Source organism: Carnobacterium divergens (assembly GCF_900258435.1).
GTDB classification, from domain to species: domain Bacteria; phylum Bacillota; class Bacilli; order Lactobacillales; family Carnobacteriaceae; genus Carnobacterium; species Carnobacterium divergens_A.
Map to the genome: position 1 here is coordinate 2,020,518 of NZ_LT992558.1, position 23,242 is coordinate 2,043,759.

Genomic DNA, 23,242 nt, shown 5'->3' on the forward strand with positions numbered 1-23,242 from the left:
ATAGTTAAAAAGCGATTTATTCCAATCTTACTCTTGGTTGTCACGAGATTCGTCCGGAAACAAATCTGCTAAACCAGCAAGACGAGGATCCACATTTTGTGTTTTTTGTTCTTCAATCCGCACTTCATACATTTCTTGTGAAATTACTTCCCAATCATTTCCAGAAGGCAGTTCATCACTTTCTTCTTCTTCAGGCGTAAACACCTGCATTGGCAAGTTCAAAAGAATACTATCTTCTACAGTTTCTGTCAAATCAATTTGGTCTTTATCTAGATAAATGACCGTCTCGTTTTTTTCATCTTCTGCAAAATCGGTTACGTCTTTTGGAACATAAAGTTCGTTAGCTTCAATCAACATTGGAACCGAAACTGGTTTTAACGAACGAGATGAGGGTAATGTAATTACCAACGAAATTTCCAAACGGGCGATAATTTCATCTTGAACAATTAGTGTACCTTTAACGGTAACAGGACTAATGTCTAAGATTTCACTTTCTCTTACCATTATGGATTCTTTCAAATCAATCTCTTCAGAAAAAATTAGCGGTTCATTGCGATATTTTTGCAATTCTAATAATGACCATTTCATTTCCATCACTCCTAAAGCAACAAAGGTAATTATACTAGTTGTAACCACCTTTGTCAATGTGTTTTACCTTACAGCTTAATTCTTTTGTAGCTTGGTTTTCAATTTGTTTTCATAATGAATGTGATTTATCATTTTTTTATTCGATTTACTTAAATCTGCTGATAAATTCATTAGGTTAACTTTTTTTATCATTTTTTTCTAATCGGGTAACGACGGTAATCTTGGTTTATTTTTTGATCTGTTTTTCCCATTTGATACACAAACCCAGCACGAATGTCAAGATCAACGAGATGTTGATTTTTTTGATTGATATTTGTAATCAAAGGGATTTCTAGCTGTTTTTTCTTAATTTTCAAGTATTCTTGACCCTTTTTAGTAAATCCCAAAACGCGGATGGCTTCAACTTGTTTAACTTTCTCAGCCATCTCTACTTTTGTTAGATTTAATAAGATATAACAACAGAGACGCTGGATTTTCACCCATGTCAATCGTTTGCTTTTAATCAATTGAATAAATTCATTAAAATCGAAGGCTTCTTTCACTTTTTCTTTTAATCGAAATTCAAGGCCTTCATTTACTTGATAAATGCCACGTAAGTCGCTTAATGACATTGTTGTTACGCGATATTTTAGAAATTCCCAATAATTTTCCCAGTCAACATATTCTGTTGTAGAAATAAATTGAAAAACATCTTCTGGTACTACTTTTTGAATTTCTTCAAATGAATCTGACGGATTGAACAGTTCTTTTCGAATCGCCGTAGCACTTGCGATTGTTTTTTCTTCAATAGACTCATCATGAAATTGCGCAAGGTGTCGTTTCACTGTTTTAATTTCCATTGAGGATTGGGCTTTTAGGATTTCTTTTGCATAACTAAATCCTAACATATTATTGGGTTGCATTAAATCAATTGAATGGGTTGGCAAAACACTTTTTATTGCTTGATTCATTTGAACGGGGTAACTTGAGCCGTTGTTTTTAAAGCTTTGAAACGCTTCATCAATAACTGCTTGTTTTGCTTCTACTTGGTGAGCTAATCTTTTAAAATCTGCTCCCGTTCCTTCTTCTGAACCAAAACACAGACTATCACAATTTAATGCCTGGAGCAACGCCACGCCGCCCTTAGCAAAGTAATCCGCTGATTGGACGCTAAATTGGACGGGCAACTCAATTACAAGATCCGCTCCGTGATTTAAAGCTATTTCTGCTCTTGTCCACTTATCAACTAGGGCAGGTTCCCCACGCTGCAAAAAATTCCCACTCATTACTGCAATCAAAACATCGCAATTGGTTGTTTTTTTTGCTTGCTCTAAATGATAGAGATGCCCGTTATGAAAAGGATTGTATTCAACAATAACACCACAACTCTTCATTCCCTTGCTCCTCCTTTTTGTTTAGCCAGTCACCGCTTCCGCTTTTTTTAATGCGTCTAGGAAATAAGCTCCATATTTTTCAAGTTTATTTTCACCAACACCTTTAACAGTCAACAGCTCAGCATCTGTTTGCGGCAATTTTTGACACATTTCTCGTAGGCTTTCATCTGAAAAAATAATGTACGGAGGTACTTTGTGTTCGCTTGCTAAGAGACTTCGAATTCCTCGTAACTCATCGAATAACGCATCATCCACAGCTACTTTTTCAGCCACTTGTGCTTGTTTCCGACTTACTTTTAACTCTCCTTTTAGTACCGATACACCTGTATTTGTAATTTTCAAAATAGGAAATTGACCATCTGTTGGGGCTAAATATTTTTCTGCCGTTAAGTAATCAATCAGTTGTGTGACTTCTTTTTGAGGCATCCCTTTCATTAGTCCGTAGGTAGACAATTCTTCAAAATCCCACTGCTTCATTTTTTGATCTTTTGAACCAGTTAAGACTTTCATAATCATTGCTTTGCCAAAGGTCTCACCCATCCGTTTGACGCAAGACAACACTTTTTGAGCTTCAAGTGTAATGTCTACCTCATCGCGATCATCTAAACAGTTGCTACAACGCCCACAGTCTTCACAATCTTCTCCAAAGTAACGAACAATAAAGCGTTGTAAGCACATTTGAGTTGAACCGTATTGAGCCATTTCACGCAGCTTTTTGTACTCATACTTTTTAAGGGACTCTTCCATTTCAGACTGGTCAATAAAAAATTGCTGAATCTGCATGTCTTGGGGTGAAAACAGGAGGATAGCGTCACTGTCTAACCCATCTCGTCCAGCCCGTCCAGCCTCTTGATAGTAGGCTTCAATATTTTTTGGTATTTGATAATGAATGACAAAGCGCACGTTGCTTTTATCAATTCCCATTCCAAAGGCATTTGTTGCTACCATTACCGTTACTTTATCATAAAGAAACTTCTCTTGTGCGTCATTTCGTTCGCTTTCTTTCATCCCACCATGATATTTTCCAGCTTGAATTCCTTTGGTTAAAAGCAATTCATAAATCCGTTCAACTTCTTTTCTTGTACTTGCATAAACAATTCCTGATTGTGTGCGATTAACTTTTAAGTATTCTAATAAGAAGCGATTGCGATCTTGTCCTTTTACAACTTGAAAGGCTAAGTTTTCTCTTGAAAAACCTGTTTTAACTCGATTATCTGGTACAATTCCTAGTAAGCGGAGTATGTCATCTGAAACAACAGGCGTTGCCGTCGCTGTTAAGGCTAAAATCGTGGGTCTTGGGTGAATGCTTTGCAAGGTCTCGCATAACGAAAGGTAACTCGGTCTAAAATCATGGCCCCATTGGGAAATACAATGGGCTTCATCGATTGCAATAAACGGCACTTCTATCGACTGCATTAAGTAAAAAATTTCTTCTGTTTGAAATCGTTCTGGCGCAACGTATAACAACTTATAGTCACCATTACTTGCATTTTTTAACCGTTGATGCATTTCGCCATTTGAAAGTGTGCTATTGATATAAGTCGCAGGTATCCCTAATTCGAGAAGGGCATCCACTTGATCTTTCATTAGAGAGATTAATGGAGATACTACAATTGTTAATCCATTAAATAAAAGTGCTGGGATTTGATAGCAAATTGATTTTCCGCCACCAGTTGGCATAATCGCTAAGGTATCTTGTCTGGCTAAGACTTTATCAATCACATCTTGTTGTCCTACTCTAAATTCTGGATACCCATAAATTTCTTGTAGAAGTTGAACGGCCTCTTCATTCATTACTCAGCGCCCTCCTTTCCTTGTATTATCTGCTATTTAAGTAAAAGTTCATTTTTCTTTTAAAAAAACAGAAAAATCGGGAATGATTTTTCCGTTCGTTAGGCTGATTTAATTTTTAGAGCAAGTAAAAAACCAACGGGTTGTTTGATCCGTTACTTCTTGCGTTCCAAATTCTCCACTAACCTTGACTTGACTAAAACCAGCTTGTTTCAACAGTCGTAAGTATTGCTCTAATGGATAGGTGCGTTCCTTATGACATTCATCAAAACGTTCATAGCTAGCTAGTTCTTCATCGTAAACAAAAAAGGTTAAATCGTGTTCAATACTATGTGGTACTTCGCCTTCATAACTTTGCCATAGAAAACTAATTTCTTGTGAGGCGTCATTATACATATATCCAGGAAAGACTTCATCCATTTGATAAACAGAATGTACATCAAATAAAAATTGCCCTTCTGCTGGTAATAAGTTCGCCACCTCACTAAAAACTTTCCCAACTGCAGCTTCATCTGGCATGTAGCAAATAGAATCTGAAAAACAAGTAACGACGTCGTATGTGCCGATTTCAGATAAATCCAGCATGTCGCCTTCAATTAAAGGCAATTTCACACCAGCATTTAGAGCTCGTTCATTCGCTAAGGTCAACATGTTTTCAGATAAATCTAGACCTGTCACATCAAAACCTGCTTGTTTTAAGGTGACGGCTAAGGCCCCTGTTCCACAAGCTAATTCTAATATTTTTTGGTCTTTTGTTGCCACTTGCTGTTTGACAAACGAAAGCCATTTTCCATATAACGAGTCATCCATAATGGCATCATAAACTTGTGCAAATGTTTGATAACTCATCTTAGTCAACCATTTTTGAGATATCAACTAATGGAGCGTCACTCCATAATTTTTCTAAATTGTAAAATGAACGTTCTGAATAATGGAATACGTGAACAACAACGTCTCCTAAATCAATCAGCATCCATTTAGCTGAGTCTCTTCCTTCGATACGTTTTACTTCTACTTTAGCCATTTCTTCTTGATCGACAATTTCGTTTACAATTGCTTCTACTTGTTTTTCACTGTTTCCGTGCATCACTACAAAATAATCTGCTAGAATTGAAATGTTGCGCACGTCCATCGCCATGATGTCCTCTGCACGCTTGTCGTCTGCTGCTTTTACGGCGATTTCTAAAATTTCTTCACTTGATATTGTCAATTGATTTCCTCCTATGATTTGGCAACCCATGTATTGTAAGTTGCAATGGTTTGTGGGTAAATTTTGGTATTTTTTTCAATTAAATAGTGTAAAGTATGTTTTGTTTCGAAGGCAACGGCTTCATCTAAGTTACGAATCGCAATTTCTCTAGCTTCTGCTACTCCTGGAAAATCGCGATTCGGTTCGATAAAATCTGCTACATAAATAATTTTATCCAACAACGTCATCTCACTTGCTCCTACCGTATGCTTACGAATGGCATCTAAAATCAAGTCATCCTGAACACCTAGTTCTTTTTGAACTAAAAACGCGCCCACTGGACCATGCCAAATCTCGCTTCCGTAATTGAGCAAATCCAAGTCAAAGCCTTCTTTACGGATTAATTCTTGCATTTCATCGCGATCGCGCTCTTTTGCATAGTCATGCGTCAGCGCAGCTATACTAGCTGCCTCAAGGTCTGCTTCGTAACGACCGGCTAACGCAATCGCCATTTCTTCTACGCCTAAAACATGTTTGAAACGGCGTTCACTCATTTGCATTTGAACGCGCTCAAGTAGTTCGACACGACTCATTTTTAAATAGTTAGTAGTGTATTCCATCTTATTTGTCATCTTGATACAACCCCTTTTCTTTAATATAAGTAAGAGTTTTTTCAGGAATCAAATAGTGAACGGGACAACCTAATTCAAGTTTTTTTCGAAGATCTGTTGAGCTGACATCAATCGCTGGTACGTCTACCCAAATAATGGGATAAGGGCTATCGGTTCCATAATTTGGTCGTTTCACGCCAACAAACTGAACCAATTGAATCAATTCGTCAATACGATACCATTTTGGTAAGTATTCAACCATATCGCCACCAATAATAAAATAATAGTCGATTTCAGGATGTTCTTTGGTTAATTCAAGCATTGTATCAAAAGTATAGCTTTTCCCACCACGAAGGATTTCTCGCTCTTCTAGTTCAAATAGCGGATTGCCTTCAATTGCTGAGGCCACCATTTTTAAGCGATGAGTTGCATCTACTGCTTCTTTTCGATCAATGTGTGGCGGCTTCGCATCCGGCATAAAATAAATGGTATCTAATCCTAATTGATGTCCTACTTGATCGGCAATTACTAAATGACCAATATGAGGTGGATTAAACGTTCCGCCAATAATCCCTACTCGTTTACGCTGCTCAACGAGTGGTTCTGCTTTTGTCATCACGATTGTTTGATTTTTCAATGAAATCACCTAACCTTTTGATTAATTAGCTTTCACTCTAGGAAGTCGACTTGAAATGCGTTGGTATTTTTCTTTTGTTGAGGGTTGGAATAAGACAATCACGCGTCCAATAATTTGAATCGCATCACACCCAACTGTTTTTTCGATAGCTGCTGCTACTTCAGTAACTTCTTCATCTGTATTTTGAAGCAAGCTAACTTTTAAAAGCTCTCTTTTTTCTAAAGCTTCGCCAATTTGTTTCATCATTTCATCACTTAATCCGCCTTTTCCAACTTGAAAAATAGGGGTTAAGTGGTGCGCTTCGCTTCGTAAGAAACGTTTTTGTTTTCCTGTTAAATTCATGCTTTCAACTCCATTAAGTCGCTTTTGTACGACTTTTCTATTTTAATTTATTAAATCAATGATTTACGAATCACAACACTAACGCCTTTTGGCGCCCAACCAGCTACCACTGCACCTGGTTCGTTAACCGTTACCCAACCTAAACCAGCAAAGACAATATCGCTTTTTTCTTTGACAGAAAATTCAAAACGAACCAATTCAGGGAAGCTTTCCACTTCTTCTTGGCGAGGGGGTTGCAACATTCCTCCCACATGATTTGCATACAGTTCATCGGCTTTTTCAAGCTTTGTACGATGAATTTTCAAATCATTGGATAGGAAACACGTAAAGGATCTGCGACCACCTTTCAAGTAATCAAAACGTGCTACTCCACCAAAGAACAAGGTTTGCTCTTCATTTAATTGGTAAACCATTGGCTTAATTTCTTTTTTAGGAGCGATCAATTTTAGATCTTTATCGCCTAAAACGTGTGCCATTTGGTGACGGTGAATAATTCCTGGTGTATCAATTAAATTTTTCCCATCTTCTAATGGAATCTCGATACGGTCAAGGGTTGTTCCTGGAAATTGTGAAGTCGTAATTAAATCTTTTACGCCAGCTGTGTTTTTGATAATTTGATTAATCAAGGTTGATTTTCCAACATTGGTTACCCCCACTACAAATACATCACGGCCTTTACGATGTTTTTCAATGGTTTCTAGTAGGCTATCCATTTCTTTTGCTTTCATTGCACTTGTTAAAATGACATCTTCAGGGCGTAGTCCTTCTTCAAAGGCACGTTCTTTTAACCATTGTGTCATTTTGCCACGTTTTAATGATTTTGGTAGCAAATCAACTTTATTTCCTACTAGTAAAACCGGATTGTTTCCAACAAAACGATGTAGTCCAGGAATCAAGCTACCATTAAAATCAAAAATATCAATCACGTTTACAATTAACGCGTCTTTTGTGCCGATTTCGTTCAACAATTTCAAGAAATCGTCATCGGTAAGTTTAACGTCTTGAATTTCATTGTAATGTCTTAGTCTAAAACAACGTTGACAATAGACTTCTCCGCTTTCTAAACCTTTTTCTAATGCTGAGACTGGAGTGTAACCTAGTTTGTCTTTATCCGTTGTCTGGATGATTGCTCCGCAACCAATACAGCGAATTTCTTCATTTAAATCTAATTCGTTATTCTCCATCAATTGTATTCCTCCAATTCATTTCTGGATGCTTTTTCAATAAGTAGTTCATAATCTGTCTTTCCATCAAACGGTTGAACTTTGTGTTCCACGCATCAGTCGTTACAATTGGCTTAACTAATACATTTTGAATCTTAGCAGCGTTAGCTCCGCGGATGTCCGTCATGATTTGGTCACCTACCATCAGAATGTGTTCTTTTGGTAAATTTAATTTTGCTTCTGCTTCTTTAAAACCTTTTGTCAATGGTTTCATTGATCTTGCAACGTAATCAAGACCTAATTGTTCCACTACTCGTTCAATCCGAGTCGCTTTATTGTTTGACACAACAATCACAGGAATGTTGGCTGCTTTCATTTCGTCGATCCACCCTAAAAGTTCAGCTGTTCCATCTGGGTTGTTCCATGCAATCAACGTGTTATCTAAATCAGTTAGTACCGCTTTGAAATTGCGTTTCTTTAATTGTTCTGGTGTAATTTGATAAATGGCTTCCACCATCCATGTTGGTTTGAATTTAGTAAACATAGTTTCTCCTTAGCAATAAAATAGGAGCACTAAAAAATCAGTACCCCACCACTTTTCTTATCTCGTTAATTATACGCTATTTTCTAAGAAATTTCACCTATTTAATTTATTCATTTTACTAAATCGTTGTTTCTCTCTTGATTTGATTGTTTAAGTAAGATTTTTCTTCCCAATGATACCGCTTCACTCATAAAAAAAAACAAACCTGTCACTAGGATAGGTTTGTTTTTAAGCTATTCAGCTTTGTCAATTCGTCCAAAGGTTGTAATTGGCCAAATGCGGTAATCCGCAACTCCTTGAATATCGTCTGCATCGATAAAGCCAATCATACGACCATCTTTTGAATTTTGACGGTTATCGCCTAACACTAAATACTTGCCTGTTGGAACTTTGGATACCCCACTAATTTGTTCTAATGTAAAATCAGTTGTTAAGTTTTCACCAGCTGGCAGATTGGCTTTAAATTCAGTTAAATACGGTTCATCGTAATTTTTACCGTTAATGGTTAAGATGTCATTTTTATAGCTAATTTCGTCGCCAGGTAAGCCAATAACTCTTTTTACATAGTTTTCACTTGGATTGTCTGGTGCTGGGAAGGTGACGATATCAAATCGTTTCACTTTTTCCATTTTTAACAATAAGATGCGGTCGTTGTTTTCCAAAGTGGGATTCATTGATTCCCCTTTGACTATAACCGGTGTAAAAATGAAAGTTCTTAATAACATAACAATTCCTAATGCTACAAGTAAGGTCATCAAGGTACTTAAAATTTCCTTTTTAACTGAAACATTCTTTTTCGTTTTCTTTGTTTTATTGGATTCATTTGTATTCATAAAAAAATAGGCTCCTTCAATTGCAATTGATTTTGTTCTATTATATCAAATTTCAATAAAAATAGTTACTTTTTTTATTTTATATTTTCTAACCACACAGAAAAAAGAGTAATAAAATAACTTTAATCTAAATTGAATTCATTTTGGCTTGTTTTAGGTTTAGAATGTTGTCTTTTAGTTAAGCCTTAAATAAAAAAACCTTATGCATAAGGTTTTTTAGTTGATGCTTATTTTTTTTTGATTTTGCCGTTCCAATTTTGATACCCATCTTTTAGTCGATAGATTTTGGTGTATCCTGCTTTGCGCAATTTAACCGCTGCACGTCCACTCATTGATTTTTTCTGATCGTATAAATAAACAGGAATATCTTTTCTAATTTCTACCATTCTCGTTTTAAATCCTGAATAAGGAATGTTACGAGCACCTAAGATATGCCCTGCATCAAATTCTGGTTTTTCACGAACATCAATTACTTGGACTTTACGCATATTTTCTCTAAATTCTTCTTCAGTTAAAATAACTGCAGCCCGCTTGCGATTAAAATGTTGATACACTTCGTACCCAATCATTCCTAGTAAAATGATGGCTAAAATAATGTTAACAATTAAATTTCCATTCACGTTGTTTTTCCCCTTTCGTCAATAACCTTCATTGAACAATTCTACACAAGAACGGGGCATTTTACCACCTATTTTTTGAGAAAAAAATGAAGAAGCTATTTAATGGTTCCTTTATCTTTTAATAAAGAGTCTATTTTTTTATTTTCAAGATTGATAATACTTTCAAATCGCCAGCCGTATAGCATGGACTTGCCGTCTGGTGAAATGAGGATAGGAGCGTTATCTGGCAAATCAACAATGGTTTCCACTTTTCTTTTTTCGAAATTTAATTTGGCTAAATGAAATTTTCCAGCTGTCAATTCTAAATGAACGGTTTCTTTAGGCAACACTCCATATATAGCTGATTTTCGCTCTAGTTGAGTTAAATATGGAAAAACCAAACGATCATTCATCGTCATTTTAGGAACTTCTAAAAAACCCTTGTCCACCATGAATGGATACTGATAACTCACTAATAAATCATTGTCGTTAAAATCAGATGGCGTAAACATCACTAAGGAGTCTTGATTTAAATAAAACCCTGAAACTTGATTCCTTAAATGTGTACTTTCACCTGTTCGGATATCCCCTAAATAAAGCTCGCCTTTTTTCAACAAGAAGTCATTTTGATTGTTAACGTAGACATAGAGATTTTCGGAATACCAAACAGGATTTAAGGTATCGCTTGGTACTTCTTTAGTCGTGTTTTTCCCAATGTCCCAATTGCTGACGACAATTTTATTTTCATTTTGATAATAAGATAAAAAAATTTGATCTAACGAAACAGGGTTCCAACTAACATTTAAATACCCCATGGTGTCAACTGTTTTAGTCTGTAATTTTTCACCTGATAAATTAATGACCTGAATTTCACTGTCTTTTTCATGAGCTAGTTGAATAAAGATTTTTGTTTGATCTGGTGATAAAAGAGCAATTAAAATCAATGCATTCGGCTGATAAATAAGGTGTAATTTTCCTGTTTTTACATTAAAACGATATAAAACATCTTTAAATTCATAGCCACAATGAATCAACACTTCCTCATCATTTAGCCAACCAATTACTTTTTTAAAACTATCTGTTTCAATTGGAATTTTTTTTAACGTCACGGTTTCTTTACTTGCCTGCTTTTTGGTGTCATCTATTTTTTTAGTTGGATGACAGCCCACTAAAAAAAGGCTAATCAAAAGAAACAAAACTAAAACTCTATAGCTATCTCGCTGTTTTTGTCTCATCTAGATCACCCAATGTCTTCTACTTTTACATAGTTATTTTTTTGAAAAAACGTAGTTCAAGTATAGCATACAGGGGTTGCTTTCGCACCTCTAAGCCATTGAGACTCTCCTTTTTTTGGCTACAAAAAAAATCATTGAGAAGTTGCCTCAATGATTTATTGTGTTTATTTTTTTAGAAATTGTTTTGCTAATGAGCTTGCACCAATAACACCTGCATCATTGCCTAATTGCGCTAATTTCAAGTTTGTACTATGACGAACTTGCGGGAAAGTAAATTCTTCAAAGTAATGACGAACTTGTTCTAATAGAAAATCTCCAGCTGCTGAAACGCCTCCACCAATTACGATGTCAGAAGGATTCAACATATTGCCAATATTTCCACAAGCTAAGCCTAAATAATAAGACACTTTGTCAATTACTTTAATCGCTAAGACGTCACCGGCTTTAGCCAAATCAAAAACTGTTTTAGCTGTAACTTCTTGACCGTCGTCAATTAAATATTTCAAACGTGAATCGCCTGCAAATTCATCGGCGTAATCTCTTGCTACTCGTACAACACCCGTTGCGCTTGCAACCGTCTCTAAACATCCTTTTTTACCACAAGTACAGTCGTAACCACCAGGATCTACTGTAATATGACCAATTTCACCGGCTGCTCCAACAACACCGTGTAGCAAACGACCTTCAGCAATGATTCCACCACCTACACCAGTACCTAATGTAATAAAAGTGACATCATCGCCATTTTCTCCAGCGCCTTTCCAACGCTCTCCTAAGGCCGCTACATTTGCATCATTATCAATAGCAAACGGAATCTCTGTTCCAGCTTCGATTTCTTGTTTGACTTGTTGCAATGTCTTCCAATTTAAATTATACGCACCAATTACCGTTCCTAACTCACGGTCAACAGTACCAGGAGAGCCCATACCGATTCCAATAAAGTCGCTGTGGGACATTTCATATTTTGCAATATGTTTATTTATCGACGCCACAATACTTGGGACGATTTTTGTGCCTTCATTTGTCGTATCTGTTTCAATGCTCCATTTTTGTTGCACATCTCCATCTACTGTTAAAATGGCAAATTTAATGGTTGTACCACCTAAATCAATTCCGATTAGTTTTTTAGACATTGTTTTATTCCTCCAAGTTGTTAGTTATCCAAACCAATGATTTTTTGTTTTTCTTCTTCCATACGATGCTCTTTTCGTAAAACCAAAGCCGCTGGTATATAGACGTCATCATCAATTAAACCTGAATCTTTTAAACTTTTTAGTTCAATTGACATCATCTCAATATCCCACAATCGCTCCCCTACATAAACATAGATGCCAAATCTTTTTAGTAGTAACTGTACATCATATAAGATTCGCATAACTTTACTTCACGTCCTTCACATTATAACCCGATTTGCATTTTTTTGAAACCGATTGCGATAAAGAAAGCAATCGCAATCAGATAAGCTACTCCTGCTAAAATCCGCTTCACTGTCAAGTCACTTGATGCTTTTGGTACAGAAATCGCTGTTGCAATTAAAAATCCCCCAATTAAGCCACCAATATGGCCTGAATTATCCACTGAGGTAGACATAAATCCTGTTACTAAGTTTAAACCGATAAAGATTCCAAAAGTTTTAGCCATTTCTTGCATTTGAACATTGTGTCTAAAAGTTTCTGCTAGCATCAATGCTGTTCCAAATAAACCGAACAACGCCGTACTAGCACCTGCTGAAATTGCATCATTAAAAGCAAAACTTGCTACATTTCCCGCAATTCCACTTAATAGATAAATCAAAGCAAATCGTAAATGACCAAAAACACCTTCCAATTGTATCCCTAAGTAATATAACGTTACAGAATTTACGATAATGTGAAGCGCTCCAATATGAACAAACATTGGTGTGACTAAACGCCACCATTGCCCCATCGCAATAAACGTATTTTCTTTTGCTCCATACTTGATAAGAGTCACACTATTTTCACTGCCTCCATCCATTGTCATTAATAGGAAAATAATCAGTTGAATGGCTAAAAAGCTATACGTTACAATCGGTTTTTTTAATAGTTCATTTAATGGGATCTTTTTTTGATTCGTCAATGCGCCACCTCGTTTTTCTTATGGTTCTGTTCTTTATTATAGCGAATCTAATTTGTTTTTTCCATCGTTTATTCAGTAAACAATTTTTTGACTGGAATGTCGTAACTATCTGGAGTCCAATCATTTCTTATTTGAGGTTGTAGTACAAGCGAAACAGTGTCGCCTTGGTAATCGGCAAGATAGCGATCATAGAAACCCGCTCCAAAACCAATACGATAACCTGCTATTGAAAATGCAACACCGGGAACAATCAATAAATCTATCTGATTTTTATCCACACTGGGTACTGTTGACGTTGGTTCAAGAATCCCAAAAGAAGTTGTTTCTAAACTAGTTTCTGCTTCGTACAAACAAAAATCCATTTTACCTTGTAATCCAGTTCGCGGAATCACGATTTTTTTTCCAAGAGTTTGGCATTTTTCAATAATTGGTTGCGTATCAATTTCAATCTTTTGTGACAATGTTATCCCTATCGTTTTTGCCTTTAAAAAGTAATCTGATTGAAATAATTGGCTTAGAAGACGCTCTTCATTTTGTTTTTTTGTCTCTGGGTCCAATGCCTTTAGTTCAGCTAAAATTATTTTTCGTAATTCGTTTTTATTCATAAAGACGCCTCCTCTTTATCTCATTTAATGACTTTTAAATACAAAAAAAACAACAGGATTCCTGTTGTTATTTTGTTTCACGATGTAATGTCGCACGACGTTCGCGCGGACAATATTTTTTGAATTCAACACGGTCTGGATTGTTACGTTTGTTTTTCTTTGTGTGGTAGTTACGTTCTCTACACTCAGTACATTCCAATGTGATGTTTACACGCATGACTTTCCCTCCAAGCATTAAACCATAATTTAGAAGATACTCAATTGGGTACCTTCGGACTTGAATATCATATCATTTTTTTTAACAACTTACTAGCTTTTTTTACACTTTGTTAAGGATTTTTACTTTACGCCCTTTTTTTTTAAGCCTTTTTAATTCTTTTTTGAATAAGTCAATTATCAAATTTTATATTAAATTTCTTTTACAACACACTATTAATCTGCTAAATATGGTACACTATGCACTGAGGTTTAATGAAAGAGGTGATTAAAAAATGGATGTATGGATGATCGTTATTATCCTGTTGATTATTTCCGTTGCTCTAATTGTATGGTCTTTCTACAAAAAGGACAATGGCGAAAAAGTAAAAGAAGAATTCGAAGAACTTTCTTTACAATTAATGCAAGATATCTATCATTTGAAAAATCGCGTTGCGATTCTTGAAAATGAGTTAAACATTACAACAGAAGAAACATTAACATCAATGAAAATTCACGATGTATTAAAAAATCATGTCGTTACCTTGTATACTCAAGGCGTTTCACTTGAAAACATCGCATCGCAAACTCAATTACCTGTTGCAACAGTGCAAGTTGTTGTTGATGAGTATGTTGAGCACAAATAAGTAAGGGAGAGTCACGAATGAATAGACCTGCATTACGCTATTTAGCACTAGGATTTTTGCTTTCAGCTCTAGTTCTTTCAGGTTATCGTCTCTTTTTTTATGAACCCGCAACGTCTACAAATAAGACGGAGCAAACTGCTAAAAGCAAAGACGAGAACCTAAGCAAGAGTGAAAAATCTTATAAAAAGAAATACGAAGAACTTTTAACTAAAATTGAACTTGAAAAAGTCACAGATAAAACAGACTCAAGCTCAACAACTGATAGTTCTGCTGCTGACAGCTCTGCTAAAAAAGAAGAGCCTGCAAAAGATACTGACAAAAAAGAGGAAGTTAAAAAATACACATTAGTCATTGGCCAAGGTGACCCAACTAGTACTGCAGTTGATCAACTAGCAGCAAATGGCATCATTAAAGACGCAAATGAATTCACGTCATTCTTAACGTCAAATGATTATGAAATGTATATTCGAGATGGATCTTACGAAGTAAACAGTGGCATGTCTTTAGAAGAAATTGCTAAAATCATCACCCACCGTGACTAGGATAGATCAAAAAACAGCTTCATTCTAATATCAATTAGAATGAAGCTGTTTTTTGTCGTTATCTAAACATCGTTTTGGCAGCTTTTGCCACTACTTTAGGATTTCGATTATGAGGTGTCACTGGGCAAATTTCTTTAGTGATATCAAAGAGTGTATAAACAGCCGTTTTAGCTGCTCGAACAGAATATTCTTCTGTAAAGACCATATCTTTTGGTATTTCTACGAATTGACTGATCATTGCGAAATTGGTGCTTCCTGTTGGAACTACTTTTGGACGGTCACTCATTTTTCTTGGTTGGAATTGAGCATCAATATATGGCATGTAACATGGAATAACGTTTACAATGTCTTCTTTGATTTTTTCCCAATCGTCTTGCCATTTGAACTGGCATATTAATTCATAAAGAATTTCTTCTCCGGTACATTCACGCATTGTTTTTTTGACATAATCCCCCACTCGATCTGGGTACAATCCATAGCCCCAGAAAATCGTTGTGGTTAAATCTTGCTTCTTAAAGTGCGGTTGTGCTGCAACCACAATGCTCATTAGCCAGTTTGAATCTTTAAACGTCATTAACGCTCCACTTCCTGGAATATTTCCTGAAAATTCCTCAAAACGTTTCAACAAAGTGTTGCCTTTACAAGTCACTGTAAAACTTTCCCAATTGGTTTCTTCTTCATGATCGAAAAAAGGTGCTGGGTTGCCTAAATTCGGTTTTTTTTGTGCAATTTTATACCACAGTTCACCAGATATCGGGCGTTTCTCAACTTTTGGAGCTGGCGTGTGATAGTCTCCTTCTGTCGTGCTATCCGTCATACAAGCATTTGTCATCATGACTTTATCTTCTGGTTTTAATTCAATCACTTCTCCATCTGTCAAATGAATAGCAGTTGCAGTGATGTCGCTGCCTTCTACAAAATCAATATCGGTGACTGTCTTATCAAGAATAAAATCTACTTCATGTTTTTCTAAGAAACTTTTTAACGGTAAAATTAGACTTTCGTATTGATTGTACGCCGTTCTAGTAACACCTTCTAATGTATCGATGCGACTAAATTCTAACATCATGCGATTCATATAACGGCGTAATTCAAATAGGCTGCTCCATTTTTGAAATGCGAAAGTAGTTTGCCACATATACCAGAAATTGGTTTCAAAGAAATGAGGTGCAAACCAATCTTGAATGGATAAATCATCTAATTCTTCTTCTGGTGTTGCTAATAATTTAGACATTGCTGCACGATCTTTGTTATTAAATCCCATTTTATGTGCATCTACAATTTCAGCATTTTTATCAATTAGTCTTGCTTGTGCATGGGTTGGATGTAAGTGATCAAAATTCAGTATTTCTTCTGTTACACTCATATGGGGCATTTCAAGGGAAGGGATGCTTCTAAATAAATCCCAAAAATTTTCATAGGTTTCTTCGTTTAACATTCTCCCACCACGACAAATGAACCCTTTTTCATTGTTTCCCGCACCATCGTTGCTTCCGCCTAAAATCTTCATCCCTTCAATAATGTGGATGTTTTTCCCTTCGAAGTTCGCATCTCGAATCAAAAAAGCTGCACTTGCTAAACTCCCGATTCCTCCACCTATCAAATATACTTGTTGGTCGCCATAATAACGTGCTTCAATTTCTTCATCAATCCCTTTGTTTTTTTCTAATTTTAGCTGATTTAACTTTTTTACTCCGTACATACTTCCAATAGCGGTTGCTCCTGCTGCTAACAATCCCAGTTGTTTCTTATTCATCACACATTCCTCCTATTGACTTTCATACGGTTAGTATAGTCCAATAGAAAACGCTTCACCTTAAACAAAAAAAACAATCTGTCGTATTTATGGACAAAATACACAGATTGTCTAAATCTTAATTTTCAATTTCACAATAAAGTTGGTAGGCTAATTTTTCAGTATCTTTTGCCAACCGGGCAAAACTGGCCGCTAGTTCTTTTGCATCTTCTTTAAATCCTGCGGCAATCCACGCAATTAACATCCCACCACATCCGTAGGAAAAGAACGTCGCATAGAAAAGTCGGTCTGTTTGACTCACACGTTGTTCATTGTCCAAACGATTAAATAATTCTAAAAAAAGATCACAGGTAATGGTTGAAAATTGATTCGCTAATAAAGCAGATTCATCTTGCACGGTATTGCGATAGAAGGCTGCATTGGTTTGCATTTCTTGAAGCATCTTTAGCACGTGATCATGCCAATTTTCTAAGGTCACATCGTCTTTCAAATAATGAATCGCTGTTTGTTGATATGTCCAATTCAATAAATCAAATTTATCTGAAAAATGATAATAAAAAGTTTGGCGATTTAAGCCACAAAGTTTTGTAATATCCGAAATAGTAATTTTTTCAAAACGCTTATAACGGCATAATTCTATTAGGGATTTAGATAAAACTTGTTTTGTCATAACCGATTCCGTCATGGTTGAACGCTCCCTTTGATGATTTAATTGTCTGTATCATAGCATGTTTAAAATGGATTAGGAAATAATGTAAATAAACAGCCAACTGATTTTGATCATAAAATCAGTTGGCTGTTAGTTGCTTACTTGTCTTTTCCTTCAAAATAAGCGTCGAATACTTCTCGAGCTGTATTTATATTGACTTTTGAATTTGTATTGTAAGGTAGGTAAGGTACGACAACAGCAATCGCAATTTCTGGATCATCTGATGGTGCGTAGCCAACTAATGTTAAGTTGAAGACTGAGGCTCCTTTTGAGGCTTCCAGTGGACCATCATAAAAGGCTTCTGCTGTTCCTGTTTTAGCAGAGATGCTATATGGTGCGCTAGCTAATAATTTACCTGTTCCGTTTAAATTACCACCGTGCACTACATTATACATTCCCGTTTGAACGCGTTTCATTTCTTCGGTTCCTACATTTACAGTGTTTAATATTTTGGGTTGAATTTCTGTTTGAATAGCACCGATATTGCCGTTCTCATCTGTCCCACGTATTTCTTTTACTACATGTGGTGCAATACGGCTTCCGCCATTTGCAATCGTTGAAATGTATTGGTTTAGTTGAAGAGGTGTATAGGTGTCAAATTGCCCAAAAGCGAAATCGAGTGCAAGCCCAGGATTGCTTGTTGGACCAGGATAACCAAGTGCCTCTCCTGGCAAATCAATTCCTGTGGGAACGCCTAAACCAAATTGTGCGTAATACCCTCTTAGTTTAGTAAAGACTTTGTCTTTGTCAATGTCTAATGTTCCTTCAGGAGTGTAATTATTTTGACCTCCCATTCGCATGGCTAGTTGCATCATGTATGAGTTTGATGATACTTCTAGAGCCGTCTCATCATTCATTGAAATAGCTCCGCCACGGTTAAACCATGAACTTTTAGCAGGTGTATTTTTAAATTTCAATGGGCGATCGACCATTACATTGTTATCAAGTGAAATCACTTTATCCATGTAACCAGCTAGTACAGTCGCACCTTTTACAGAAGACCCCATTGTATACTGTGTATTCATAGCACCTAAAGCATCGTCTTCGATTTCATTTGTTTCATAGTTATACTTTTGACCCGTCATGCCTAGCAATTCTCCAGTTTTTGGATTGGTTGCCACCACATACATCCGATCCACGAGTCCACTTCGAATAGACGCTAATTGATTTTTAGTAATCTCTTCCAATTTCTTTTGGAAATCAATGTCGATAGTTAAAACTAAATTATCCCCTTTGGCCCCTTCGTATTTCGTTGCTGTATCGATGATATCGCCACTATTGTTGGTTTTTGTTTCAGATTTCGATTTTGAACCACTTAATACTTCTTCGTATTGTTTTTCTAAATAACTATTCCCAACACGGTCATTTCGTGCATAGCCTTTTGCAAGCATCGCACTGGCTTGGTCGCTTGGCAACCCGATTTTTTCAGTTGTCACGCTTCCCAAAACACTTCGCAACATATCTCCTTGAGGATAAATGCGGTCCCAATCCGTTGACGTATCAACGCCTGGTAAGTTCATTAAGTTTTCACTGATTTCAGCGATTTCTTCATCGGTTACGTCTTTACTTTTGATGTAGGTCGTTGTCAATGCGTACGCACCATTCATTTTTTTGAAAATAGCCGCTACTTGACGTTCTGCTTCATCAAATTGAATTTCTTCTGGTGTGATTTTTGATAGTTGAACATCATACAACTCGCCACCCTTTAATTGCGCTTCTTTTTTGGATAAACGATCGTTTAATTTTTTCTCATTTGTTGCTGCAAAATAATCTTTTAAATCACGTTCTTTTAGTTCAGAGGTGTCCATGGTAATGTAATTGGCAAGATTTTTAGCAATTTTAGCCATATCTGCACCGCTCACTTGCGCGCCTCTTGTATAGGTGATTGCTTGTAGGGGTTTATTTCCTACTAATTGACGATTTTGACTGTCGTAAATCATTCCACGAGGAACCGTTCCTGTTGCTGTTGTTGTTTCAGTTCGTTTTACTTGCGTTTCAAACTCTTCTCCACGTACTATTTGTAAATAGCCTAGTCTTAATATTAATGAGGCAAATAATAAAAACACGACAAAAAATAACAAATTTAGTCGGAAAGGAATGTGGGATTTATTTTTTTTCTTTTTATTGATCTTTTTCTTTTGATTAATAATCACTTGTACACCTTCCTGTTGTAAGATTACACTTCTATTATTGTAACAAACTTGAACAAGTTTAACCAATTAATAAGTAAATTTTTAATTAATTTCCTACTATATATATGCTATTCTATTACAAGAACCCTTTTTTAGTAATAGAAACCATCGATTCTTTATAAAAAATTAGAAATTGTTACTGGAGTGATTTGCGAATGACTGTCTTTTTAAAAAAATTTTTACACACTAATTGGTCCCTTATTTTAGCAGGCGGCGTTCCTTGTTTAATTTTATTTTTAATTTATTTAGCGCAAGGCGTTTTCCCATTTGGAGATAGTTCTTTATTGACGGTTGATTTAGGTCAACAATATGTTGATTTTTATACCTATTATCGCAATACATTGTTAGGAGATCCAACAAGTTTCTTTTATTCTTTTTCAAAAGCGATTGGAGGCGATATGCTTGGTCTCTGGGCTTATTATTTAACAAGTCCGTTTAATTTAATCCTGTTGCTATTCCCCGCTCGTTTGATTACGTTAGGGATTACCGTCCTTACTTTAACTAAAATCAGTTTAGCTGGACTTAGTTTTGGGATTTTGTTAAAGAAAGCTTTTAATGGAAAGGGATTTTATCTTGCAACTTTTTCAACTTCTTATGCCTTGATGGGCTATACGATTGTCAACCAATTAAACATTATGTGGTTAGATGGATTAATTTTCTTGCCGCTGGTTATTTTAGGTATTGAAAAATTGGTTTTTGAAAAGCGCGGACTTTTTTATACAGTATTTTTAGCTCTCCTGTTAATTGCTAATTATTATATTGCTTATATGATTTGCTTGTTCAGTATTTTGTATTTTATCTTCCGTTTAACGGCTATCCAATTTCCATCAAAAACGACGGTGAAAGAGAAAGTGATTTTTTTAAGTAAACAATTGGCTCGATTTAGTTGGCATTCTTTATTAGGAGGCGGATTAGCTAGTATCCTACTTGTACCAACATTTCATGCTTTGTTAGATAGCAAGGCCAGTTATAGTGACTTTTCTTTTGAATGGAAATTTGCTTTTCCAATTCAAGAAATGATTTCAAAATTATACATTGGTGCCTTTAATTTTGACCAAATGCCTGATGGGTATCCCAATTTATTTATTGGTAGTTTGGCCTTGATTTGTTTTATTTCCTTTCTGTTTAGTCGTGCCTTTCCGATTCGAGAGCGTTTGATGGCTTTCTTAATTGTTCTTTTTTTAGTCGTTTCAATGGACTTAAAAGCTTTTAATATCGTTTGGCATGGTTTTCAATATCCAATTTGGTATCCCTATCGTTTTTCTTTTGTATTATGTTTTTTTATGATTTTAAATGGGTATCGCGCCTTTATCAAATTAGAACGTCTTTCAATTCCCGGTATGTTACTCGTTGTAGTCAGCACAACCGCGGCTGCTTTTTATATGCTTAAGCATCCTTTTGATTTTGTTTATCATGAACAGATTATTTTAACGTCTTTATTTATTGCCATCGTGACGTTCTTATTGATTGTAAAACCTAAGTATACTCTTTGGCTACCGTTTCTTTTATTTTTAGTAAGTGCAGTCGAAATGGGCATCAATGCGCAATTGGATTTATCTAGATTGAGTTATGTTTCCAATAGTGAATTTTTAGAATATCGAAGGGAGTTTGCTCCTGTTATCGATCATATTAAAGAAAAAGATGACGGATTCTACCGAGTTGAAAAAACGTTTTTACGTTCTAAAAATGATAGCTTTCAATTTGATTATCCAAGTGTCACTCACTTTAGTTCGACCTTTGAAAAGGAAGTACCTACATTATTTGGTCATTTAGGATTTCCAGTTGGAAATGGCTTTATTGCCTATTCTAATGCTACCTTAGCAACAGATGCTCTATTTGGAATCAAATACTATGTAGCAGAAAACAATGGGTTATATGAAAAAAGTCAGGATGATTTAGTTGATCCAGCCACGGGGCAAACACCCCTTGCTAAAAATAAATTAACTGAGTTAACACAAAAAAATAATCCGACAAACTTAACACAATTGCAATTGACTATCATGGCCACGAAACCCGATTTAAGAAGCTACACCAAATTAACGAATACAGACAGAATGACCACCTTTAAAAATCAAAATGCCCTATCTATCGCCTATGGTGTCGATAAAGATATTTTAAAAGTGAAAGAACTGACGAATCAGCCAGTTCAGTTACAAGAAACTATTTTAAAGGCACTCAGTCCAAATGAAAAAAAACGTTATTTCACACCCATTGCGTTTAATAGTACCGTTTATCAAAACATTACGCCTAACAATCAGTATCCAAATCCTACGTTCTTTAAACAAATTGCCAATAATAAAGCGTCGGTTGATTTCCAGTTCACCCCTCAAACCAATGATGCGTATTACCTAACTTTAGGGCCCAGTGTTAAAGAAGAAGATGCTGCTTTTTATCTAAATGGAAAAAAATTATCACAATATAAAACCTATCGCGATACATTGATATTAAATATTGCGAATCAACAAAAAGGGCAAACTATCACAATTACAGTTGAACTAAAAAAAGAAAGTCTCTGGTTAGAGCAGTTCCAATTGTATCATTTTGATACAAACGCCTTTGACAAGGTTGTAACGAATTTAAAGCAAAATGAATTAAACATTGAAAAATTTGGCAACACTTATTTTAAAGGGACAGCCACCATTACAGATGAAAATAAGATTTTAATGACGACTATCCCTTACAGCAAAGGCTGGCGTATTTCAATTGATGGAAAAAAAGTTCCGACAACAAAAGTTCTAAACAGTTTACTTGCAGCTCCTATTGCAAAAGGAACTCACAACATAGAAATTTCTTATCAAACACCTTATTTTAAAATTGGTTTGTTTATTTCTTTCATCTCACTTATTCTACTTGTGTTAACAAATTGGCTCTTTCATAGAGGAAAGCGCCATAAGCATTTTTAATTTTAAAGGAGCCTTTTATGAAAATACAAAAAATAGAATCACCCCGCTTTCCAATTGATCTAAAAGAAGAAACATTTGAATGGATTGAAGATGAGGCTTTTTATGAAAATTGCCTCTTTAAAAATTGTACTTTGACAGGCAGAGATCTTGAAAAGGTCTGTTTTCAATCTGTTCAGTTTGTGAATGTGACCTTTAGTGACTGCCATTTTCATCAACTTGAATTGCTAGATGTGACCTTTAGCAAGTGCAATTTAAGCAATACTGAAATGATTGGGGGCATTTTACATCGGTGTTCTTTTCTTGATTCTAAAATTGTCGGCGTTAATTTTGCTGAGTCTTCTATTTTAGATACCACTTTTAAAGAATGCCAGGCAAATTACAGTTCTTTTAGTTATGCCTCTTTAAAACGAGTCTCGTTTACTGAGATGCCTTTGATTGAAAGTGATTTTTTTAATATTAAATGGTTGCACTTAACGTTTAATGCTTGTGATTTAACAGGAGTGAATTTGATGCAGACGAATTTAAAAGGATTAAACTTAAGCACCTCTTCTTTTGAAAAAATCAACCTTTCTATTGAATTGCTTCGAGGTTGTAGGATTAATCCAGAGCAATCGATTGTTATCGCTGGCGCTTTAGGGTGTATAGTAGAATAACAAAAAAAGACCCTTTGCTTTTAAAAAAGCAAAGGGTC

25 protein-coding genes are annotated in these 23,242 nt (G+C 35.6%); 4 read left to right on the top strand and 21 right to left on the bottom strand.

The features are described 5' to 3' along the window. Positions 1–27: 27 nt before the first annotated feature. From CDIMF43_RS10165 to rpmG, 18 genes are all read right to left on the bottom strand, one after another. Positions 28–588 carry a YceD family protein gene (locus tag CDIMF43_RS10165; protein WP_109841912.1) on the bottom strand — a complete coding sequence of 187 codons (561 nt, stop codon included), beginning with the start codon at positions 586–588 and terminating at the stop codon, positions 28–30. Between the two features lie 188 nt (positions 589–776). Then, entirely contained in the window at positions 777–1,961 is a 1,185-nt protein-coding gene (locus CDIMF43_RS10170) for a nucleotidyltransferase (RefSeq protein WP_109841913.1), read from the bottom strand. 21 nt (positions 1,962–1,982) lie between these two features. Then, a complete protein-coding gene (gene recQ, locus CDIMF43_RS10175; RefSeq protein ID WP_109841914.1) occupies positions 1,983–3,755 on the bottom strand; it encodes a DNA helicase RecQ in 1,773 nt (590 codons plus the stop codon). Between the two features lie 108 nt (positions 3,756–3,863). Beyond that, positions 3,864–4,601 carry a class I SAM-dependent DNA methyltransferase gene (locus CDIMF43_RS10180; RefSeq protein WP_074403184.1) on the bottom strand — a complete coding sequence of 246 codons (738 nt, stop codon included), beginning with the start codon at positions 4,599–4,601 and terminating at the stop codon, positions 3,864–3,866. A gap of 1 nt (position 4,602) precedes the next feature. Continuing rightward, positions 4,603–4,962: a ribosome silencing factor gene (gene rsfS, locus CDIMF43_RS10185; protein WP_034569023.1), complete on the bottom strand. Its 360-nt coding sequence runs from the start codon at positions 4,960–4,962 to the stop codon at positions 4,603–4,605. An 11-nt stretch (positions 4,963–4,973) separates the two neighbouring features. Then, positions 4,974–5,561 carry a bis(5'-nucleosyl)-tetraphosphatase (symmetrical) YqeK gene (yqeK, locus tag CDIMF43_RS10190; RefSeq protein WP_109842373.1) on the bottom strand — a complete coding sequence of 196 codons (588 nt, stop codon included), beginning with the start codon at positions 5,559–5,561 and terminating at the stop codon, positions 4,974–4,976. A gap of 1 nt (position 5,562) precedes the next feature. Continuing rightward, on the bottom strand, positions 5,563–6,198 hold the full coding sequence (locus tag CDIMF43_RS10195) for a nicotinate-nucleotide adenylyltransferase (RefSeq protein WP_332888386.1): 636 nt from the start codon (positions 6,196–6,198) through the stop codon (positions 5,563–5,565). Positions 6,199–6,210: 12 nt separating this feature from the next. Continuing rightward, the gene (gene yhbY / locus CDIMF43_RS10200; RefSeq protein ID WP_034569019.1) at positions 6,211–6,531 is read right to left on the bottom strand and encodes a ribosome assembly RNA-binding protein YhbY; all 321 of its coding nucleotides are present in this window, start codon (positions 6,529–6,531) and stop codon (positions 6,211–6,213) included. Positions 6,532–6,581: 50 nt separating this feature from the next. Continuing rightward, entirely contained in the window at positions 6,582–7,715 is a 1,134-nt protein-coding gene (gene yqeH, locus CDIMF43_RS10205) for a ribosome biogenesis GTPase YqeH (protein ID WP_074403186.1), read from the bottom strand. Continuing rightward, positions 7,705–8,238: a YqeG family HAD IIIA-type phosphatase gene (locus CDIMF43_RS10210; RefSeq protein WP_074403187.1), complete on the bottom strand. Its 534-nt coding sequence runs from the start codon at positions 8,236–8,238 to the stop codon at positions 7,705–7,707. The genes yqeH and CDIMF43_RS10210 overlap by 11 nt, the downstream gene beginning before the upstream one ends. A 233-nt stretch (positions 8,239–8,471) precedes the next feature. After that, positions 8,472–9,071, bottom strand: coding sequence for a signal peptidase I (gene lepB, locus CDIMF43_RS10215; protein WP_074403188.1), 600 nt, complete (start codon positions 9,069–9,071; stop codon positions 8,472–8,474). Positions 9,072–9,298: 227 nt separating this feature from the next. Beyond that, entirely contained in the window at positions 9,299–9,640 is a 342-nt protein-coding gene (locus tag CDIMF43_RS10220; protein ID WP_152877412.1) for a rhodanese-like domain-containing protein, read from the bottom strand. A 146-nt stretch (positions 9,641–9,786) separates the two neighbouring features. Next, positions 9,787–10,905 carry a YqgU-like beta propeller domain-containing protein gene (locus tag CDIMF43_RS10225; RefSeq protein ID WP_074403190.1) on the bottom strand — a complete coding sequence of 373 codons (1,119 nt, stop codon included), beginning with the start codon at positions 10,903–10,905 and terminating at the stop codon, positions 9,787–9,789. Between the two features lie 164 nt (positions 10,906–11,069). After that, a complete protein-coding gene (locus tag CDIMF43_RS10230; protein WP_074403191.1) occupies positions 11,070–12,038 on the bottom strand; it encodes an ROK family glucokinase in 969 nt (322 codons plus the stop codon). Between the two features lie 20 nt (positions 12,039–12,058). Then, positions 12,059–12,280 (bottom strand): YqgQ family protein, encoded by a 222-nt coding sequence (locus CDIMF43_RS10235; RefSeq protein ID WP_074403193.1) that lies wholly within the window; start codon positions 12,278–12,280, stop codon positions 12,059–12,061. A 23-nt stretch (positions 12,281–12,303) separates the two neighbouring features. Beyond that, the gene (locus CDIMF43_RS10240; RefSeq protein WP_074403195.1) at positions 12,304–13,002 is read right to left on the bottom strand and encodes a rhomboid family intramembrane serine protease; all 699 of its coding nucleotides are present in this window, start codon (positions 13,000–13,002) and stop codon (positions 12,304–12,306) included. 68 nt (positions 13,003–13,070) lie between these two features. Further along, complete coding sequence (locus tag CDIMF43_RS10245; RefSeq protein ID WP_109841915.1) at positions 13,071–13,607, bottom strand: 5-formyltetrahydrofolate cyclo-ligase; 537 nt, start codon at positions 13,605–13,607, stop codon at positions 13,071–13,073. Positions 13,608–13,674: 67 nt separating this feature from the next. Continuing rightward, complete coding sequence (gene rpmG, locus CDIMF43_RS10250) at positions 13,675–13,824, bottom strand: 50S ribosomal protein L33 (protein WP_109841916.1); 150 nt, start codon at positions 13,822–13,824, stop codon at positions 13,675–13,677. Between the two features lie 274 nt (positions 13,825–14,098). Between rpmG and CDIMF43_RS10255 the strand changes: the two genes are divergently transcribed. Further along, on the top strand, positions 14,099–14,449 hold the full coding sequence (locus CDIMF43_RS10255) for a hypothetical protein (RefSeq protein WP_034568996.1): 351 nt from the start codon (positions 14,099–14,101) through the stop codon (positions 14,447–14,449). Between the two features lie 17 nt (positions 14,450–14,466). Next, complete coding sequence (locus tag CDIMF43_RS10260) at positions 14,467–14,991, top strand: MltG/YceG/YrrL family protein (protein ID WP_074403198.1); 525 nt, start codon at positions 14,467–14,469, stop codon at positions 14,989–14,991. A gap of 58 nt (positions 14,992–15,049) precedes the next feature. Here CDIMF43_RS10260 and CDIMF43_RS10265 read toward each other — a convergent pair whose 3' ends face one another. From CDIMF43_RS10265 to CDIMF43_RS10275, 3 genes are all read right to left on the bottom strand, one after another. Further along, positions 15,050–16,747 (bottom strand): oleate hydratase, encoded by a 1,698-nt coding sequence (locus CDIMF43_RS10265; RefSeq protein WP_109841917.1) that lies wholly within the window; start codon positions 16,745–16,747, stop codon positions 15,050–15,052. Positions 16,748–16,865: 118 nt separating this feature from the next. Beyond that, a complete protein-coding gene (locus tag CDIMF43_RS10270; protein WP_109841918.1) occupies positions 16,866–17,432 on the bottom strand; it encodes a TetR/AcrR family transcriptional regulator in 567 nt (188 codons plus the stop codon). Positions 17,433–17,554: 122 nt separating this feature from the next. Further along, positions 17,555–19,609, bottom strand: coding sequence for a penicillin-binding transpeptidase domain-containing protein (locus tag CDIMF43_RS10275; protein ID WP_082985796.1), 2,055 nt, complete (start codon positions 19,607–19,609; stop codon positions 17,555–17,557). A gap of 194 nt (positions 19,610–19,803) precedes the next feature. On the opposite strand from CDIMF43_RS10275, the gene CDIMF43_RS10280 reads away from it, so the two are divergent. Together CDIMF43_RS10280 and CDIMF43_RS10285 are read left to right on the top strand one after the other, a co-directional pair. Beyond that, positions 19,804–22,551, top strand: coding sequence for a YfhO family protein (locus tag CDIMF43_RS10280; RefSeq protein WP_109841919.1), 2,748 nt, complete (start codon positions 19,804–19,806; stop codon positions 22,549–22,551). A gap of 17 nt (positions 22,552–22,568) precedes the next feature. Then, on the top strand, positions 22,569–23,204 hold the full coding sequence (locus CDIMF43_RS10285) for a pentapeptide repeat-containing protein (protein ID WP_109841920.1): 636 nt from the start codon (positions 22,569–22,571) through the stop codon (positions 23,202–23,204). The last annotated feature ends 38 nt before the right edge of the window (positions 23,205–23,242 follow it).